Annotated in this window: 21 protein-coding genes; 10 read left to right on the top strand and 11 right to left on the bottom strand. The window is 67.9% G+C overall.

Features of this window, described 5'->3' with window-relative positions; translation table 11 throughout:
* Positions 1-699: a DNA repair and recombination protein RadB gene (radB, locus tag DM818_RS03185; protein WP_075938112.1), complete on the bottom strand. Its 699-nt coding sequence runs from the start codon at positions 697-699 to the stop codon at positions 1-3.
* A gap of 76 nt (positions 700-775) precedes the next feature.
* Here radB and DM818_RS03180 point away from each other — a divergent pair, with 76 nt between their 5' ends.
* The gene (locus tag DM818_RS03180) at positions 776-1504 is read left to right on the top strand and encodes a hypothetical protein (RefSeq protein ID WP_075938113.1); all 729 of its coding nucleotides are present in this window, start codon (positions 776-778) and stop codon (positions 1502-1504) included.
* Here DM818_RS03180 and larC read toward each other — a convergent pair.
* Complete coding sequence (gene larC, locus DM818_RS03175) at positions 1501-2907, bottom strand: nickel pincer cofactor biosynthesis protein LarC (protein WP_153952290.1); 1407 nt, start codon at positions 2905-2907, stop codon at positions 1501-1503. The two genes, DM818_RS03180 and larC, sit on opposite strands and share 4 nt — an antisense overlap.
* An 80-nt stretch (positions 2908-2987) precedes the next feature.
* Between larC and DM818_RS03170 the strand changes: the two genes are divergently transcribed.
* Positions 2988-3908 (top strand): cation diffusion facilitator family transporter, encoded by a 921-nt coding sequence (locus DM818_RS03170; RefSeq protein WP_075938115.1) that lies wholly within the window; start codon positions 2988-2990, stop codon positions 3906-3908.
* Between the two features lies 1 nt (position 3909).
* Here the strand turns inward: DM818_RS03170 and DM818_RS03165 are convergent, their stop codons facing one another.
* The 4 genes from DM818_RS03165 to DM818_RS03150 are packed head-to-tail and all read right to left on the bottom strand — an operon-like array spanning position 3910 to position 7278.
* Positions 3910-4833 carry an acetamidase/formamidase family protein gene (locus DM818_RS03165; RefSeq protein ID WP_153952289.1) on the bottom strand — a complete coding sequence of 308 codons (924 nt, stop codon included), beginning with the start codon at positions 4831-4833 and terminating at the stop codon, positions 3910-3912.
* Between the two features lie 55 nt (positions 4834-4888).
* Positions 4889-6169, bottom strand: coding sequence for a tRNA (N(6)-L-threonylcarbamoyladenosine(37)-C(2))-methylthiotransferase (locus DM818_RS03160; RefSeq protein ID WP_123123841.1), 1281 nt, complete (start codon positions 6167-6169; stop codon positions 4889-4891).
* Positions 6170-6219: 50 nt separating this feature from the next.
* On the bottom strand, positions 6220-6855 hold the full coding sequence (deoC, locus tag DM818_RS03155) for a deoxyribose-phosphate aldolase (protein ID WP_123123842.1): 636 nt from the start codon (positions 6853-6855) through the stop codon (positions 6220-6222).
* A 42-nt stretch (positions 6856-6897) separates the two neighbouring features.
* Entirely contained in the window at positions 6898-7278 is a 381-nt protein-coding gene (locus DM818_RS03150; protein WP_075938467.1) for a hypothetical protein, read from the bottom strand.
* A 91-nt stretch (positions 7279-7369) separates the two neighbouring features.
* Between DM818_RS03150 and DM818_RS03145 the strand changes: the two genes are divergently transcribed.
* The 3 genes from DM818_RS03145 to DM818_RS03135 are packed head-to-tail and all read left to right on the top strand — an operon-like array spanning position 7370 to position 9634.
* A complete protein-coding gene (locus DM818_RS03145; RefSeq protein ID WP_123123843.1) occupies positions 7370-8185 on the top strand; it encodes a DUF63 family protein in 816 nt (271 codons plus the stop codon).
* A 49-nt stretch (positions 8186-8234) separates the two neighbouring features.
* Positions 8235-9092, top strand: a complete 858-nt coding sequence (locus DM818_RS03140) for a carbohydrate kinase family protein (protein ID WP_123123844.1) — start codon at positions 8235-8237, stop codon at positions 9090-9092.
* Positions 9093-9121: 29 nt separating this feature from the next.
* The gene (locus DM818_RS03135; RefSeq protein ID WP_123123845.1) at positions 9122-9634 is read left to right on the top strand and encodes a hypothetical protein; all 513 of its coding nucleotides are present in this window, start codon (positions 9122-9124) and stop codon (positions 9632-9634) included.
* Here DM818_RS03135 and DM818_RS03130 read toward each other — a convergent pair.
* Positions 9627-9911, bottom strand: coding sequence for a transcriptional regulator (locus DM818_RS03130; RefSeq protein WP_075938121.1), 285 nt, complete (start codon positions 9909-9911; stop codon positions 9627-9629). The genes DM818_RS03135 and DM818_RS03130 overlap by 8 nt on opposite strands.
* A 91-nt stretch (positions 9912-10002) precedes the next feature.
* Here DM818_RS03130 and DM818_RS03125 point away from each other — a divergent pair, with 91 nt between their 5' ends.
* Together DM818_RS03125 and DM818_RS03120 are read left to right on the top strand one after the other, a co-directional pair.
* Complete coding sequence (locus DM818_RS03125; RefSeq protein ID WP_075938122.1) at positions 10003-10287, top strand: DUF5789 family protein; 285 nt, start codon at positions 10003-10005, stop codon at positions 10285-10287.
* Between the two features lie 39 nt (positions 10288-10326).
* A complete protein-coding gene (locus DM818_RS03120) occupies positions 10327-10773 on the top strand; it encodes a DUF302 domain-containing protein (RefSeq protein WP_123123846.1) in 447 nt (148 codons plus the stop codon).
* Here the strand turns inward: DM818_RS03120 and DM818_RS15280 are convergent.
* Together DM818_RS15280 and nreA are read right to left on the bottom strand one after the other, a co-directional pair.
* Entirely contained in the window at positions 10770-10898 is a 129-nt protein-coding gene (locus DM818_RS15280) for a hypothetical protein (RefSeq protein ID WP_268891805.1), read from the bottom strand. The genes DM818_RS03120 and DM818_RS15280 overlap by 4 nt on opposite strands.
* 37 nt (positions 10899-10935) lie before the next feature.
* A complete protein-coding gene (nreA, locus tag DM818_RS03115; protein WP_123123847.1) occupies positions 10936-12201 on the bottom strand; it encodes a DNA repair protein NreA in 1266 nt (421 codons plus the stop codon).
* 699 nt (positions 12202-12900) lie between these two features.
* On the opposite strand from nreA, the gene DM818_RS03110 reads away from it, so the two are divergent.
* On the top strand, positions 12901-13929 hold the full coding sequence (locus DM818_RS03110) for a phosphoribosylaminoimidazolesuccinocarboxamide synthase (protein ID WP_123123848.1): 1029 nt from the start codon (positions 12901-12903) through the stop codon (positions 13927-13929).
* Here DM818_RS03110 and DM818_RS03105 read toward each other — a convergent pair.
* Positions 13926-14864, bottom strand: a complete 939-nt coding sequence (locus tag DM818_RS03105) for a formyltetrahydrofolate deformylase (RefSeq protein ID WP_123123849.1) — start codon at positions 14862-14864, stop codon at positions 13926-13928. The genes DM818_RS03110 and DM818_RS03105 overlap by 4 nt on opposite strands.
* A gap of 120 nt (positions 14865-14984) precedes the next feature.
* On the opposite strand from DM818_RS03105, the gene purS reads away from it, so the two are divergent.
* Together purS and purQ are read left to right on the top strand one after the other, a co-directional pair.
* Positions 14985-15239, top strand: a complete 255-nt coding sequence (gene purS, locus DM818_RS03100) for a phosphoribosylformylglycinamidine synthase subunit PurS (protein ID WP_075938127.1) — start codon at positions 14985-14987, stop codon at positions 15237-15239.
* Positions 15236-15925: a phosphoribosylformylglycinamidine synthase I gene (gene purQ, locus DM818_RS03095; RefSeq protein WP_123123850.1), complete on the top strand. Its 690-nt coding sequence runs from the start codon at positions 15236-15238 to the stop codon at positions 15923-15925. The genes purS and purQ overlap by 4 nt, the downstream gene beginning before the upstream one ends.
* Positions 15926-15937: 12 nt before the next feature.
* On the opposite strand, the gene DM818_RS03090 is transcribed toward purQ, so the two are convergent.
* A complete protein-coding gene (locus tag DM818_RS03090) occupies positions 15938-16477 on the bottom strand; it encodes a putative phosphothreonine lyase domain-containing protein (RefSeq protein ID WP_123123851.1) in 540 nt (179 codons plus the stop codon).
* Positions 16478-16707: the final 230 nt, after the last annotated feature.

Below are 16707 nucleotides of genomic sequence, written 5' to 3'. Positions count from 1 at the left end.
CTACTCCTCGACGGCCTCCAACCCGTCGCCGGTAATCCTGAACCGGGCCGTCTCACCGGCGGGCTTCGACCGGTGTTTCTCCAGGGTGGCGCGGCGAATCCCGCCGCGGAACCGCTCGACCCGGAGGACGACCCCCGACCAGTGGGTGAGGGTGTTCCCGCCGAGCGGTTTCACGCGGTCGGAGTCGCTGTCGGGGTCGGTGAACACCTGATTCGTCGCGACGACGGCGATGTCGTGTTTGCGCGCCAGCGAGAGCAGATGCGTAATCTGGCGCGCCACCGTCCGGAGGGTCTCGCCGCCGTCGTCGCTGTCGCGTTCGAGCCGGTAGAAGCCGGTCGCGGAGTCGAGCACGATGAGGTCGACTTGGTCGGCGAAGGCCTCGGCGTCGCGGACGGCCTCCTCCTGCTCCTGAAAGTCGAGCGCGTCAGAGATGATGACCCGGCCGGCGATATCCTCGAGCGTTTGGCCGTCGCGGGCGTGGGCGGCGGCGAGCTGCTCGAACCGGTCGACGGAGACGCCCTCGGTGTCGATGTAGAGGCTCTTCGCGCCACCGGCGGCGACCTCCGTGGCGGCGGCGAGTGCGAGATTCGTCTTGCCGGCCGCGGGTGGGCCGTACACCTGCGTGACGGCTCCGCGCTCGAACCCCCCGCCCAGCAGGTCGTCGATGCTCGCACACCCCGTCGGAATCGGCTCGCTCACACGCCTGCTTCGGCGGCATCGCCGAAAAACACCCGCTTCCCGCGGCGCTTTTCGTCGCCGACCCCGTATCTCGGCTGTGCTCGTCGTCGCCACGACGGATTTCGAACTGTACCACGGGCTGGTGGACGAACTCGACGCCCGCAACGTCACCTTCACCACCGTCGACCCCACGACGGACGAGATGCCCGACTGCGATGTCATTATCACTGGGAGCGACGACACCGTCCCCGACGTTGCCCCGGTCATCCGCGCGACGGCCGACGCCCCGCGCCGCGGCGTCGAGGAAGCGCTCGCCTTCCTCCGGGCCGACGACGGGCGCACGGTCGTCGGTATCGACCCCGGCGACCGCCCCGGGATTGCCGTCCTCGTCGGCGACACCGTCGTCGCCGCCTTTCACATCCCGCTCGACCACGTCGGCGAAACCATCGCGCAGGAACTCGACGGCGTGGACGACCCCCTGATTCGCGTCGGCGACGGCTCCCGACTCCAGAGTGCGCGCATCATCGACGCGCTCGAAGGGTACACCGTCGAACTCGTGGACGAAACGGGGACGACCCCCGCCCTCGGCACCGGCGCGCGCGGGATGGGTGACGTGCTCGCGGCCGTCAACATCGCCCGCATCGCCGGCGACGAGACCGAGGAGCGCGATATCGAACCCACGGCCGGCGAGATTCAACAGATCAAGCGCCGCTCGCGCGAGCAGAGCGACAACGACCGCACCATCGACGCCGACCTCGCCCGCAGGGTCGCGCGCGGCGACCTCACGCTCGACGCCGCGCTCGCGGAACACGAACGACCCGACTAGCGAACCTGTGCTTCGGCGCGGCGCATCACTTCACGCACCGACAGCCCCGTCGCCTCCGCGACGGCGTCGGCGTCATCGAACTCCGCGCTCACGTCGTAGGTCGTCCCGTCGGCGTCGCTGGCGACCTTCACGCTCACGCCGTACGTCTCACCGTCGATGTCGAGTTCGGCCGTCTCGAACGCGCGTGTCGCGACCCACCGGTGGCCAGCGCCCGTCTCCCGGACGCCGAGAGTGCCGGTCTCCTCGGCGAGTCGCCGCGCCACCGCCTGCACGTCCGGCGGGCGGACGATGACCTTCACCAGGTGGCCGGGTCGCCCCTTCTTCATCGTCACCGGGACGATGCTCACGTCGCGTGCACCCACCGCCTTCAGCGAGCGCTGGAGACTCCCCAACAGTTCGGGGCTGGCGTCGTCGAGATTCGTCTCCAGCACGCGAATCTCGTCGCGCACGAGTCCCGAACGTGCCTCGCCGACGACCGCGCGGACGACGTTCGGCCGGTCGGGAAGCGAGAGCGTTCCCGCGCCGTAGCCCGACTCCGTCACCTCCATGGGTGGCAGCGACTCCGCGCCGTCGGCGAGTTCGGCCAGAATCGCCGCGCCGGTCGGGGTGAGCAGTTCCTCGTCGACCGGGCCGCCGCGAAGTTCCCAGTCGGCCTCGCTCGCAATCTCGACGACCGCGGGCGCTGGAACCGGATAGGTGCCGTGTGCCATCGTGGTCTCGCCGCCGCCGGCGAAGACCGGCGTCGTCACGACCGCCTCGGGGTCGAGGTCGGCGACGAGGAGCGCGACGCCGACGATGTCGGCGATGGCGTCGTCGGCCCCCACCTCGTGGAACGCGGTCGAGTCGAGGTCGGTGTCGTGAACCGTCGCCTCGGCCTCCCCCAATCGTCGGAACGCTCCGAGTGCGATTGATTCGGCGCGCTCGCCTAGGTTCAGCGACTCCACGATACCGACCACCTCGGGGTAGGTGCGGGTGACGCCGTGGCCCTCGGCGTGGGTGTGGCCGTCAGGGCCGTGACTGTGGCCGTCCGGGTCGTGCGTGTGTCCGTCAGAACCGTGGCTGTGGTCGTGGCTCTCATCGTTGTGCTCGTGGTCGTGGCTTCCGTCGCCGTGTTCGTGCGTGTGGCTATCTCCCTCGTCGTGGCTGTGTCCGTGTCCACCGGCTTTATCGAGCGACGGGGAGTCGTCGTCTCGGTTCTCGTCGTCTCCTCCCTCGTCGGTCAGGAGCACGTCGACCGTGGCGGCTGACACTCCGTGTTCGTCCCGGCGGTCGATGTGGTACTCGACGGGGAGCGCGTCGGTGACGGGGGTGAGTGCGTCGGCGTCAGCGCCGGCCGCGAGGAGCGCGGCCAGCAGCATATCGCCGGCCGCACCCGTCCGGCCGTCGAAGGCGAGCGTTCGCATACCCGCAAGCGGGCCGCACCGGCGAAAAGCGGTTCGACCGTGAGCGACACAGCCAAGTCGCCCGCTCGTCAGGTTCCGGTATGTCCCGCGCGGAGTCGCTGCGACGGGTCGGTCTCGTCATCCTCGTCGCGAACCTCGGATTATTCGCCGTCAAGGCGGTCGTCTGGCAGACGACCGGGAGCCTCGCGGTCGGCTCCGAGGCCGCGAACAGCCTCTCGGACAGCGCCTACTCCGCGGTCGTGCTCGCCGGCCTGTATCTCACCACCCGGCCGGCCGACGAGGACCACCCGCACGGCCACGAGCGCATCGAGCCGTTCGTCTCGCTCGTCGTCGCCGGCGGTATCTTTCTGGCCGGTGGGGCCGTCGCGTACAACGCCATCACGACCCTCCTGTCCGGGTCCATCACCGTCTCGCGCGGCCCGACCGCCGCCGCCGTGCTCGCCGCCGGCGCGCTCGCGAAGTTCGGTCTCTACCGGTACGTGCTCCGGGTCGCGAACCGAGAGCAGTCGCCCGCGCTCCGCGCGACCGCACTCGACAACCGCAACGATATCCTCGCGGGCGGAGCGGCGCTGTTCGGCGTCCTCGGCGCACAGGCCGGCCTCCCGCTGCTCGACCCCGTCGCCGCGCTCGTCGTCAGCGTCGCCATCGGCTACACCGGGGTCGAGGTCGTGCGCGACAACCTCACCTACCTCGTCGGCGGGGCACCGTCCGACGAACTCCGCGCCGAGATTCTCAAGCGCGCGCTCGCACACCCCGACGTGGCCGGCGCACACGACGTGGTCGCCCACTACGTCGGCCCGGAGGTCGACGTGTCGCTCCACATCGAAATCGAGGGGGCCACGACCGTCCGGGAGGCCCACGACATCGAGACGGCCGTCGTCCAGTCGGTGCGCGAGATACCGGAAGTGGACGACGTGTTCGTCCACGTCGACCCGAAGGAGTTGGACGAGTGGAAAGCCGACAGCGAGGTGGACCGCCTCGCCGCCTTCGAAGAGGAGTAACCTAGAGCCGGACGCCGAGATACGCCGTCACGACGACCGTCTGATTCACGACCTCGCTCACCTTCAGGTCGACCGCCGTCGAGCAGAGCATGTACGCCTGCTCGCGGGTGAGGTCGGTTTCGTCGACGAGCAGGGCAATCATCTCCCTGACTGCCTCGCGGGACGCCTCGTTCACGTCGTCGCCGAGGCCGGCGACGGCCCGCACGTCCACCTCGCCGTCGACGTGGCCGGCCGGCGCGAACGGTCCACTCGTGTCTAACTGCGGTCCATCCACGTCGCGGTCGGCCAGCCGAAGCCGAACCGTCACCGTCCCCGGAATCTCGACGGCCGTGATACACACCTCGCCGTCGCCCTGTGCGGCGTGGAGGTCACCGATGGAGAAGAGACCGCCCGCAACCTCGACGGGGAGATACAGGGTCGACCCGGGAGTCAGATGCTTGATGTCGAGATTACCGCCAACGTCGCGGGGCGGAATCGTGGAGTGGGGGCCCGGTTCGGCGGGCGCGAGTCCGAGATTGCCGGGGAACGGGTGAAGCGGCACCTCGATGCCGTGGAAGTAGCCCACGTCGCCGTCGAGGTCCCACGTGTGGACGGCGAAGTCGGGGAACTCCTCGGGGAGGAAGCCGGCTCCCGGCGCGACGTAGGTCCACCCGATACCCACGTGGCTCACGTCCAGAATCTCGACGGCAAGGGTGTCACCCGGCTCTGCCCCCTCGACTGCGATTGGGCCGGTCATCGGGTGGCCCGGCGCGTCGACGGCCTGTACGTCCTCGGGTGCGGCGTCCGGCGGGAGCTGCCCGTCGCCGGCGTCGACACACTCGACGGCGACTGTCTCGCCCGAATCGACTGTCAAGACGGGGTCGCGCTCGCGGTCGAAATCGTAGTGGACGTGGTCGTCCTCGCGTGCGAGTTCGTGGTCGGCCATACCTGGTGGTGGGCCGGTCGTGGGTAAAAATCCGCGCCAGTCAAGCGTCGTCTGCTCAGTCGGCGATGGCGAGGTCCTCGTCGGACTCCGGGGTCGAGACGGGGGTGGCGAACGCGTAGACGGACTGTGCGCCCGTCACCTCGACGGTGAGGAAATCGCCCGGTTCGACGCCGTGCTCGCCCGCGTGCTGGACGATGAGCTGTCGGTAGGCGCCGTCGCGACACTTCACCGAGTCGCCGGTCCCCTCCTCGACGACGAGCACCTCGTGGCGCTCGCCCACCATCGACCCGTAGGCCTCCCCGACCACGTCCATCTTCAGTTCGGACATCGCCTTCGAGCGGTCCTTCTTCGTCTGGCCGCCCAGCCCCTTCATGTCGGCCGCGTCGGTGCCCGGCCGCTTCGAGAACCGCGTGACGTTGATCTTCTCCGGGCGCACCTCGCGAAGCAGCTCCATCGACTGCTCGTGGTCGGCGTCCGTCTCGGTCGGGAAGCCGACGATGAAATCAGTCGAGAGCGTCCAGTGGTCGAGCCGGTCGTCGAACGTCTCCACGATTTCGCGGAACTTTCCCACTCTGTGCTGGCGGCGCATCTCTTCGAGCACGTCGTCGGAGCCGGACTGGACGGGCAGGTGAATGAAGTTGTACAGCTTCTCGTTGTCGGCGAACACCTCGACCAGCTCCTCGTGGATGCCGTGAATCCCGCCGGGGTTGGCCATCCCGAGCCGAACCCGAAAGTCGCCGTCGATGGCGCAGATACGGTCGAGCAGTTCGGGCAGCTTGCGCTCGCCCTCGTCCCAGCCGTAGACGCCCGTGTCCTGGCCGGTGACGCGAATCTCGCTCGCGCCGGCGTGGACGAGCGCGCGCGCCTTCTCGACGTTCGCTTCGACGGGCGGGGAGTCGATGCGCCCGGTCGCGAACTTCGTGATGCAGTACGAGCAGTTCGACATGCAGCCGCGGGCAATCGGGAGAATTCCGATTTCGCCGTCGAGAATCGGCTCGGCGTCGGGCGTCGTCGTCGGACACTCCCCGTTGGTGACGGCCGTCGGCACCTCCTCCCAGTGGAGCACCTGTGCGTCGATGTCGGCGAACTCCTCGCCCTGTGCCAGCGCCATGCAGCCGGTGACGATGAGATCTGCCACCTCGGCTTCGAGTTCCTCGGCCCGCCGGAGCATGTTGCGCTCGGTCTTCTCGACCACGGTGCAGGTGTTGAGGATGGCGACGTCAGCCTCGGCGAGGTCGGTGCGGTGGTGGCCCGCGTCGCGGAGCCGCCGCTCGATTTCGCGGCTCTCGCCGCGGTTCGAGGTACAGCCGTACGTCTCGATGTGATAGCGGGCCATTCGTACGCGTACAAACGGACGCGCGAGCAAAAACGCGACGCTTCGGTGACTCAGTCCTCGTACCCGTCGACGATAGCGACGCCCGAAGACGCGCCGATACGCTCCGCGCCGGCGTCGAACATCGCCAGCGCCGCCTCGTAGCTCCCGACGCCGCCGGAGGCCTTCACGGGGAGATACTCGCTCATCAGCTCTACGTCTTCAACGGTCGCGCCGCCGTCCGCGAACCCGGTCGACGTTTTGACCATGTCAGCGCCGGCGTCGCGGGCCGCCTCGCAGGCGCGGTGTTTCTCCGCCTCGCTCAGGAGCGCCGTCTCGATGATGATCTTCACCGGGATGGGGACGGCCGCGACGACGGCCTCCAGTTCTGCCTGCACGGCTTCGTCGTCGCCGGCGCGAAGCCTGCCGACGTTGATGACGATATCCAGCTCGTCTGCGCCGGCCTCCCACGCGAGTTCGGCCTCGCACTCCTTCGCCCCGGGTGCGTGCTGCCCGTGCGGGAAGCCGATGACCGTCGCGAGGCGCACGTCCGGGGCGTACTCGCTCGCCTCGGCGACGTAACAGGGCGGGATGCAGGCGTTCATCCCGTACTCGGCGGCCTCGTCGAGGACCGTCGTCACGTCCGAGCGTGTCGTCTCCGGACCGAGAACGGTGTGGTCGATGCTGGCGGCGAGTGCCTCGCGGTTCATACCCGACACTCGAAAGCCGTGATGGAAAACGTCCCGGTCGCGCTACAGCAGGCTCACGACGCCGTAGACGACGGCCGTCGTGACAGCGCCCCCGGCGATGCCGAGCACGGTGAGCTTCAGCCCGGCCGCGCGGTCGGTCCGTCGCGCGTCGGAGTCGGCCACCTGCCCGCGCTCGTCGTCGAAGGCGTACTCGCCCGAGAGTGCGAGGCTCGCACAGAAGGCTCGGCGGGCCTGCAGCGCCATCTCGAAGCCGATAGCGAGTGGAACGAACAGGCCGACGAGCAGCAGCGTCGGGAGCGAACTCGCGAGCACGACGACCAGATACGCGAGGGCGGCGACGAAGGCAACCGCGGCGTAGCGCCGTCGCCTCCGTCGCTCGCTGCCCCCGATGTTGCAGACCCCGGCTTCGTACTGCGAACTCACAGACACCCAAGTAGTTCGGGCTCGACGCTGATAACGGCCAGACCAGCGGCAAGTCCACAACGCTTTCACTCGCGCGGGAGACCCCACGAGTATGTCACCGCTGTTGCCCGCCGGCACGGCCCTCCCGCCGCTGCCGTATCTACTCGCCGTCCTCCTCGGTCTCGGGGCCGTCGGGCTCGGTCTCCGCCGTCGCCGCCCCGCGGTTACGCCGGCAGTCGTCGGCGGGTTCGCACCGTGGATGGCGACCGGCGCGGCCGGCTACGCGCTGTATCAGGCCGACGCCGTCCCCGACGTTGTCGCCCCGCTGTTCGGAAACCCGACCGTGTACGCGACGACGTTCGTCGTCGCCGGCGCACTCTGGCTCGCCGTCGCCGACCGCCCCGCAGATGCGTGGTCGCTCGCCGGCGTTCCGGGCGCGCTCGCACTCGCCGGCAGCGCCTGTTTCGCCGTTCTCGTCGGCGTGGGAATCCGGTACGCCCTCGCCACGGGGACCGTGACGCCCGCCGGACCGGTGCGCGCGCTGGCGCTGTCGGTCGTGGTCACGGGCGGTCTCTGGCTCGCCGTTCGCTCGTGGGTCGGCGTCACGGGGCTTCCGGGCGTGCTCGCCCTGTTCGGCCACACGCTCGACGGCATCTCGACGGCACAGGGCATCGCCCTCGGCTTCGGCGAGCAGACGCCGCTATCGGCCGCGCTCATCGAGGCCGGCAACGGTCTCCCGCCCGCAGCCGTGTTCGGCGAGGCGTGGCTGTTCGTCCTCGTGAAGATCGTCGTCGCGACGCTCGTGCTGTTCGCCTTCCGGGACTACGTCCGCGACGACCCGGGCGAGGGGTCGCTGGTTCTCGGGCTGGTGGCCGCCGTCGGCTTCGGCCCCGGCGTCCACAATCTCGTCTTGTTCACCATCGCCTGACCGGCCCGAAACCGCGAGACTTTCACCGCGACCGGCGCGAGATGGGGGTATGTCCCGGGTCTGTTGTGTCGGCCACGTCAACTGGGACGTGACCCTCCGACTCGATGCGCTCCCCGACCCCGACGCCGAGGCGGTCGTCCGCGAGACGAGCCAGACCGGCGGCGGCTCTGCTGCCAACGTCGCCGTCGGGCTCGCCGGCCTCGACTGTGACGTGACTCTCGTCGGAAGCGTCGGCGACGACGAACACGGGCTGCTCGCGCGCCGCGACCTCGACCGCGCGGGCGTCGACCTCTCCCGGCTCCGAACCGTCGACGGCGAGACGACGACGAAGTACCTGCTCGTCGACGACACCGGCGAGGTGTCGGTGCTCGCGACCCCGGGGGTGAACGAGGCGCTCGGGCCCGACGACATCGACCCGGAGCCGATTCGCGCCGCCGACCACGTCCACGTGACGGCCCACCGACCCGACACCGTCGCTCGCGTTGCAGATATCGCGACCGACGCCGGAGTCCCGCTCTCCATCGACCCCGGACGGCGCGTGGAGTCACGCGAGTACGGGCCGGTCCTCGACGCCGCCGACCTGCTGTTCGTGAACGACCGCGAGGCCGACTGTCTCGACGCGCCGACCCCGCCGGTGGTCGTCAGGAAGTGCGGCACCGACGGCGCGGTCGTCGAGACGCCCGAGTCGCGGTACGAACACGACGGCTACCGGCCGCCGGCGGTCGATACCACGGGCGCGGGCGACGCCTTCGCGGCCGGCTACATCGCCAGCCGACTCCGCGACTGTGACCATCCCGAGGCGCTCGCGACGGCGAACGCGGCCGGCGCGCTCGCCACCGAGTCGAAGGGACCGAAGACCGACCTCGGGTGGGAGCGGCTCGACGCGATAGCGCGAAAACGCGAGTGATTTTGTCGCTGGAGCGCACGTCTCTACCCGTGTTCACCTTCGACGTGTTTCTGCACAGTCCGGCGTTGACGACGTCGACCGTCTACGTGCTCGGGGCGGTCGCCGGCCTGCTCGCCGCAATCGTCTCGAACGTGCCGATGCATCGGCTCCCCGAGGGGTCGACCCCGCCGTTCGTCGCCGCCGGGGTCCTCACCAACTCTGCCCCCGACGGCGTCGACCCGACGCTCGCCTCCGGGCTCCACTACGCGGCCGGCATCCTCGCGGGCGTGTTCTACACCGCCGTCGAGTACGGTATCGAGGGCGTCACGCCCCCGCCGGAGCTGTACGTCGGCGGCACACAGCTCCCGCTGTTGACGCATCTGCTCGCGCTGTTGGTGACGTTCGTCTTCCTTGTCGGCTTCTTCTCGTACGTCGTCCTTCCGCGGTTCGACTCGCTATCCGGGAGCTACCGACAGATTCGCCGCGACTGGCTCGCCACGGCGACGACGTACGTGCTCGCGCTCGGCGTCATCGTCCCCGGCTTCCTCCGGCTGCTCATCTGATGGTGAAGGCGGGTTCGGTGAGGGATTCGCTTTTACACTCCGGACACCGCGACGGGCGATTGATGAGGTTGTCAAAGTCGTCGAAGCCGCAGTCGTTGCAGGTGGGGGGTGCGGCGAGCAGCTGTTCGTCGGTGCCGTCGAGCGACTTGGCGATGTGGTCGACGTGCGACAGCGCGGCCGCCGTCGTAATCTCGAACTCGTTTGCGAGCGTGCCGGCCTCGGCCGACTGCTCGCGCAGGTGGTCGGCGATCTGCTCGCGGGTCGTTCGCTCGGCCATACGCGTGGTACCGCGGGCCGGTGAATACGTCTTCTGCTCGCTGTCTCCGCCGGTCCGCAACGATTAACCGCCGGCCACCGGAATCAGTAGTATGGCTGACGACGAGGCGGAACCCGAGGAACCGGCTGTCGAACTTGGCGAGGGGCCGGACGTGGCCGGCGTCCCGCTCGCACAGGTCACCTCGCGACTCCACTTCGGTATCGAGGTGAGCGAAATCGTGCGCCGCGAGGGCGACACCGAGATTCGCACGCCCGACGGCCCCCGCGAACTGGGGACGCTCTTGGAGGAAAGCGACGAGACCTACTTCCCGACCCGACAGGAGTTCGAACAGGCGGTCCGTGCCGTCGCCGGCACCGGCCCCGTCGCGACCGAGTGACCTGCCATACCTTTTGTCTCCGCGCCCGAACCCGTAGCTATGCTTCCGTTCGACCCCGCGACGCTCGACCCCGAAGAGATCGGCGAACACCGCGCAGTCTTGGAGATGGACCACGACGAGGCAATCGAACACGTCCGTGCGGTGTTCACCGACGCCGGCTTCGGCGTCCCGGTCGAGTTTTCGCCCTCGGAGATGCTCAACGAGAAGGTCGACGCCGACCGCGACCCCTACTACGTGCTCGGGGCCTGCAACCCGAGAATGGCCGACCGCGCGCTCGACGCCTCGGACAAGAAGCTGGGCGCGCTGTTCCCGTGTAACGTCGTCGTGTGGGAGGAGTCGCCCGGCCGGCAGGTCGTCTATCACGTCTCCATCATGAAGATTGCGCGTCTCTCGGGAATTGCGCCCGACGACGACACGATGGCCGACATCATCGCCGACACCGGCGACCTGGTGAGCGAGGCGTGGGAACACCTCGACGCGGCTTAATCCTCTTCGTCCGACTCCGGCTCGAACGCCTCCATCATCCGCCACGCCGCGATAGAAATAATCAGTAGCGGTAGTCCCAAGACGACGACCACGTCGAGGGGACCCAACGCGAGCGGCGCGAGCATACCAACGGCTTGACCGGTGGACGCAGTTATTACTTTTTCATCGTCCGAAATCCGCGAGGCTCGCTTGGACGCCAGCCACGAGCTCTGAGTTGCGCCGGAGCGTGTCGATGTCGACGGGCCACCGCGGCGTGAGTTCACGCACGGCGTCGTGGAGGGTTTCGGCCTCTCCCGGCTCGCCCTCCTCGAAGGCGTTTCTGACGGTTTCGCGCACCTGCCAGACGCCCGCCGGTCCCCAGTAGTCGGGGGTGACGTGGCGGACGACGAGCACCTTCGCCTGCCGGCCGCGGTCGGCGAGGTTCTCTAACGCGCCGAGCTTGGCGGCGTAGTAGGCTCCGGCCGTCTCGCTCGCGTAGCTCGTCCGGCCTTCGAACCCCTCGTAGTCGCTGGTGACGTTGTAGCCACGACCCGCCGGATTCCAGACGGAGCCGGGGGCTTTCAGCTCCACGAGCTCGAACTCGAAGTCGCCGGGCGCGAGAAGCACCCAAAATCGGTTGCCCAGATACTCGTTGTACCACACCTCCGTCGCGTCGACGCTCGGGCGGTTGTGAATCTGTCCGCGCAGGAAGTTACAGATGGTGTCGTCGACGGCCGTAATCGACCACCGCGTCGGGACGAGCTTGCGATTCTGTGTCTCTCCGAGCGCCCCGGCCGCGAGCACGTTCTCGATTTGGTACACGTCGAGCCCGCGGTTGTAGAGGTACGTCATCGCGCCCTCGGCCTTCCAGTCGTCGTCAGAGAGGGTGTACTCGACGGGCTTTGGAACGTGTGGATTCTCCGCGAGGTCGGCGTACTCGGCGGTCGCACGGGGTCCCGTCGGCGTCGAGATGTCGTCGACGGAGAGGTCCATGTCGACTTCGGGACGGCCGTCGAGTCCGAGTTCCACGTCGACGGGCCGGTCGGCGATGGCGACCTCTCGCTGGACGCCGGTGAAGCCGTCCCACTCGTCGGCGACGTGGACGTTCGTCCGTTTCGCGGAGTTGAGGAGGTTCGTCCGCGACTGGAACACGTCGTCGATGGTGTAGCCGCGCTTGTACCAGTGTGGCCCGGTTTCGAACTCGGCGGCGCGGTCGGGTTCGCTGACCGGGGCGAGCACGCCCGCCGACACGTCCGGATACGACGAGCTTCCGACGAAGATGCCGGGTGCCGTGGAGCCGAACAGGGTGTCGTCCTGGAGGGTTTCGTCGATGGATTGCTCGACGTCCTCGAGATACTCGGTTATCTCGTAGGATTTCTCCTTCGCGAGCTGGCGACGCCGCGCCTCCTCGTCGTCGCCGAGCCCGTCGATGTAGTCGTCGAGCTGCATTCGGGTTCAGTTTCTGCTTTCTCGGTCTTGAACTGTTCGCCTGTTTCTGGACCTCTCTACTCATTTGACTGCTCTGTTATTGGTGACCGCTTGAACACTCCGGGCGTGTCGTCTGGTGACTGCTCTGTTGTGACCAGCCTGAAAGCCCCGGACGTGTCGCTTGGTGACCGCAACTACGTTGGTGAGTACGGCTTGAAAGCCCCGGACGTGTCGCGGTCTCCCCGTGACATATCGGTCGCTCGCTGCGCTCGCTCCCGATAGTGGTCACGGAACCGACCGAACACGCGCGACACGCCCGCCCCTTTCAGTCCACCCGACAGCACCGCCCACACGCCTCCCCAGCCGACTCGCTCGCGGTGCTCACTCGTCCACTGTCAGCGCACGCTCTGACAAGCCGTCGCTCGGTGCCCTCGCGACGACCTCGCACTGACTCGCGCGCCGATGCGCGCTCGGACCACGCCACCGCACAAGCAACCGAGGCGGTGGCCTACCGCACCGCTCGCCGTGCGAGCGTGTGCGGTGTGGGGAAAGGTTGGTGCGGTAGCGGCGCGGGGGCTTTCGAGGGCGTATCGAAGCAGTAGACGACCCGAGCGAACACTTCCGAGACGATGTCGAAGACGCCGAGGAACTGTTCGAAACACAATCACCACCAAACAAACGAGAGGAAACGACTATACAACGCCGCCAGAACGGAGACGTATGACGAGCGTCAAGGAGTTCCGGGTCGCGGAGGGGGCGACTTCGGCACGACTGGGCCGGGGCGCGTTCGTGTTCACCGACGACTACTCCGTCTTCGACTGGGGCAAGATGCCGGACGAGATTCCACAGAAGGGCCGGAGCCTCTGTGCGATGGGGGCTGCGAACTTCGAAGCGCTCGAAGCCGAGGGCATCTCCACGCACTACCGCGGGGTCGTCCCCGACGACGGCGACGAGCCGATTCCGCTCGCCGAGGCCGAGGAGCCGCCACGCGAGATGGCAATCGAACTGACGCAGGTTCCCGACCTGCCACACGAGGGGCGCGCGTACGACTACGACGCCTTCCACGCCGACGCCGGCTCGAACTACCTGGTTCCGCTCGAAATCGTCTTCCGGAACACGGTACCGGTCGGGTCGTCGCTCCGGTCGCGTGGCGAGCCGAGCGAGTACGGACTCGATATGGAATCGTGGCCCGACGAGTCGGTCGACCTCCCGGAAGCGGTCATCGAGTTCTCGACGAAGTACGAGGAGTCAGACCGGTATCTCACCCGCGAGGAGGCCGACGAGATCGCGGGCGAGGCCGACATCGACGCCCTCGAAACCGTCGCGCGTGACGTGAACGACCTCGTGACGGGGAAAGCCGCCCGCGCGGGACTCGTCCACGAGGACGGCAAAATCGAGTGTTGTTACTTCAACGGCGAGATTCTCGTCGCCGACGTGGTCGGAACGTTCGACGAGAACCGGTTTTCCTACGACGGCCAACAGCTCTCGAAGGAGGTCATCCGACAGTACCACAAGCGCGAGCAGCAGGCGTGGGTCGAAGCCGTGAGCGAGGCGAAGGTGCGAGCACAAAAACAGGACGTTGCCGACTGGCGGGAGCTGTGCGAGCACGACCCCGAGTCGCTCCCCGAGACCGTCCTGGAGACGGCAAGCGAGATGTACCGTTCGGGTGCAAACGCGTATCTCGGCCGGGACCTGTTCGACGCGCCACCGCTCTCCGAGGCGGTCGAGGCCGTGCGCGACCTGCGTTAGAGCGGTTCGCCGTCGACCGGCGTCGAGGGGTTCCACTCGCGCATCTTCTCCGGGAGACCGAGCTGGTAGTCGTCGGCCTCGACGCCGTCGCGGAGTTCGACGCGACCCTGGTGGACGTAGACCGCGTCGTCCAGATGAAGTCGAACGGCCTCGAGCAGCGCCGAGGCTTCGAGCGGCTGGCCTCGCTGTTCGAGTTCCTTGACGGTGGCGTCGGCAGGGACGTCGAAGGCGCGCTGGGCGATAATCGGCCCTTGATCGAGGTCGGTCGTGACGTAGTGGGCGGTGACGCCGCCGACGCGGACGCCCTCCTGTCGGGCCTGCTGGTAGGCGCGCGCGCCGGGGAAGGAGGGGAGCAGGCTCGGGTGGATATTGATGATGCGGTCCTCGTAGCGGAAGACGACCTCCGGACCGATGATGCGCATGTACCGCGCGAGGACGATGAGGTCGGCGTCGTACTCTTCCAAGAGGGTGAGCAGTTCGTCCTCGTCGGGGGTCCCCTTCTCGTCGCCGATGTCGTGGAAGGGGACATCGTAGTCGGCGGCGAGGTCGTCGAGGTCGCTGTGGTTCGAGATGACGACGGAGATGTCGGCGTCGAGACTCCCCTCCTCGTGGGCGGCAAACAGCGCCTCCGGCGCGTGGGTCTCCTTCGTCGCGAGCACGGCAATCGTCTGCGTGTCGCGGTCGTCGGGGAACCGAACCCGGACCTCGTGGCCGATTTCCTCGCCCAGTTCGTCGAGCGCCTCGCGGAGCTCTTCCTGCGAGCAGGTCATCTCGCTCGTGTCGACGTGGAGGGTCATCCGGAACAGCCCCTCGCGGACGGCCTGGTCGAGGTCCTCGATGTTGATGGCGCGGTCGTACAGGAGGGTGGTCACGCGGGCGATGATACCCGTCGTGTCCTCGCCGATGACGGTTATCTGGGTGTACTCGCGGGTCATACCGGCCAACGTTCACCGGCGGGCAAAAGCCGCGCGCTCCGCGCAAGCATCGCTGTGCATCTCCGTGTACAGGCCACCGAACCCGGAACCGTTTTCATCCACGGATACGCACCCCCGCGTATGACAGCCTACACCGCGACGGTGACGGTTCGGCTCAAACACGGGGTGCTCGACCCCGAGGCCGACCAGACGCGCAAGGCGCTCGAACGGCTCGGCTTCGACCTCGACGGCCTCCGGAGCGCCGACCGCTTCGATATCGACCTCGATGCAGACGACGCGAGAAGCGCCCGCGAGCGCGCCGACGAGATGGCAGAACGCCTCCTCGCGAACCCCACCATCCACGACTACGACGTGGACGTGGTCGAGGCGGAATGACCGTCTCCATCATCCGATTCGGCGGCTCGAACTGCGACCGCGACGCCGCGCTCGCGCTCGATTCGCTCGACATCGACGCCGACATCGTCTGGCACGAGGACGGCCTGCCGGAATCGCCCGACGGCATCGTCATCCCCGGCGGGTTCTCCTACGGCGATTACCTCCGCGCCGGCGCGATGGCCGCCCGCTCGCCAATCATGGACGAGGTGCGCGCCCTCGCCGAGGAAGGCACTCCCGTGCTCGGCGTGTGCAACGGCGCGCAAATCGGCTCCGAGTCCGGCCTGACGCCCGGCGCGTTCACGACGAACCGGTCGGCGCGCTTCCAGTGTGAACACGTCCACCTGCGCGTCGAGAACGCCGACACGCCCTTCACTAGCGCGTTCTCGGAGGGCGAGGTCATCTCGCTACCGATTGCCCACGGCGAGGGGCGATTCGAAATCGAGTCCGACCGACTCGACACCATTCGCGAGGACGACCGCGTGTTGTTCCGCTACTGTGCGCCCGACGGCACCGTCACCGACGCGGCGAATCCGAACGGCTCGACCGACAACGTCGCGGGCGTGCTCGGCGAACGCGAGACGGTCGCCGTGTTGATGCCCCACCCAGAGCGCGCCACGCTCGACGATATCGGTATGTCGAACGGTGCCGGGACGGACGGCGCCGGCGTCCTGCGCGCCTTCGAGTAACCCGTTCCGACGCTATTCGACGTAGCGCGCTGGCTTCTCCAGTCCGAACTCATCCATGTTGTCGGCGACGATTCCGTTCGCCGTGTAGATATCCGGCTTGTAGTAACACGGCTCCGTGACCCCGTGAGCCTCGCGGAGGTGCTCGCGCACCCGATACACGTCGTCGGTGTCGACGTAGTTCGGCGTGTACACCGCGAGCACGTACTCGTCGTACATCTCCAGCGCGTCGAAGCCGAATCCCGTCATCGCCTTCGCCGCCCAGATGGTCTGGGACTCGACGCTCGCCACGATATCCGGCCACAGCGCGTCGATGCGGTCGGCCGACCCCGTGACCTGCCACTTGCCGATGAACTTCTCCTCACCGAGTGCGTCCCGGTCGATTCGCGCGACGGCCTCGTCGTCCGTCGGCGGGAGGTCGGTTTTCGTCGTCTCCGCGGGGCGGAGTACGTCGTGGTCCTCGAAGTACGCGTCCGTCGCGGTGTCCGCGTCCGTGACCGCGCTCCCCCGGAGCCAGTACGTCTCGTCTGCCGTGATTGTGCTCGGTGACTGCATGGAATTCGCGTCGGTCGGCTGGGGTAAGGGTGCTCGCCAAGCGTGGTGAAAGTGGTCTGTCTGGAGGTGTGGATTTGGCTTTGTGTTCGATTACTCTGACTGCTCTGTTGGTTTCAGTTTGAAATCCCCGGCGTGTCGTCTGGTGACCGCAACTACGTTGGTGAGTACGGCTTGAAAGCCCCGGGCGTGTCGCGGCCTCTCCGTGACATATCGGTCGCTCGCGGTGCTCG

The organism is Halosegnis longus, assembly GCF_009663395.1.
Taxonomy (GTDB): Archaea; Halobacteriota; Halobacteria; order Halobacteriales; family Haloarculaceae; genus Halosegnis; species Halosegnis longus.
The sequence above is the reverse complement of the archived record's forward strand: the minus strand, read 5'-3'. Positions and strand labels throughout refer to the sequence as shown.

Bases quoted from the DNA above. Each gene is read 5' to 3' on its own strand.
- purQ (WP_123123850.1), top strand. From the start codon at position 15,236: ATGACCGTCTCCATCATCCGATTCGGCGGCTCGAACTGCGACCGCGAC.
- DM818_RS03145 (WP_123123843.1), top strand. From the start codon at position 7,370: ATGTCACCGCTGTTGCCCGCCGGCACGGCCCTCCCGCCGCTGCCGTAT.
- DM818_RS03130 (WP_075938121.1), bottom strand. From the start codon at position 9,911: ATGGCCGAGCGAACGACCCGCGAGCAGATCGCCGACCACCTGCGCGAG.
- deoC (WP_123123842.1), bottom strand. From the start codon at position 6,855: ATGAACCGCGAGGCACTCGCCGCCAGCATCGACCACACCGTTCTCGGT.
- DM818_RS03140 (WP_123123844.1), top strand. From the start codon at position 8,235: ATGTCCCGGGTCTGTTGTGTCGGCCACGTCAACTGGGACGTGACCCTC.
- DM818_RS03125 (WP_075938122.1), top strand. From the start codon at position 10,003: ATGGCTGACGACGAGGCGGAACCCGAGGAACCGGCTGTCGAACTTGGC.
- purS (WP_075938127.1), top strand. From the start codon at position 14,985: ATGACAGCCTACACCGCGACGGTGACGGTTCGGCTCAAACACGGGGTG.
- DM818_RS15280 (WP_268891805.1), bottom strand. From the start codon at position 10,898: ATGCTCGCGCCGCTCGCGTTGGGTCCCCTCGACGTGGTCGTCGTCTTG.
- nreA (WP_123123847.1), bottom strand. From the start codon at position 12,201: ATGCAGCTCGACGACTACATCGACGGGCTCGGCGACGACGAGGAGGCG.
- DM818_RS03090 (WP_123123851.1), bottom strand. From the start codon at position 16,477: ATGCAGTCACCGAGCACAATCACGGCAGACGAGACGTACTGGCTCCGG.
- DM818_RS03120 (WP_123123846.1), top strand. From the start codon at position 10,327: ATGCTTCCGTTCGACCCCGCGACGCTCGACCCCGAAGAGATCGGCGAA.
- DM818_RS03110 (WP_123123848.1), top strand. From the start codon at position 12,901: ATGACGAGCGTCAAGGAGTTCCGGGTCGCGGAGGGGGCGACTTCGGCA.
- DM818_RS03170 (WP_075938115.1), top strand. From the start codon at position 2,988: ATGTCCCGCGCGGAGTCGCTGCGACGGGTCGGTCTCGTCATCCTCGTC.
- DM818_RS03160 (WP_123123841.1), bottom strand. From the start codon at position 6,169: ATGGCCCGCTATCACATCGAGACGTACGGCTGTACCTCGAACCGCGGC.
- larC (WP_153952290.1), bottom strand. From the start codon at position 2,907: ATGCGAACGCTCGCCTTCGACGGCCGGACGGGTGCGGCCGGCGATATG.
- DM818_RS03165 (WP_153952289.1), bottom strand. From the start codon at position 4,833: ATGGCCGACCACGAACTCGCACGCGAGGACGACCACGTCCACTACGAT.
- DM818_RS03105 (WP_123123849.1), bottom strand. From the start codon at position 14,864: ATGACCCGCGAGTACACCCAGATAACCGTCATCGGCGAGGACACGACG.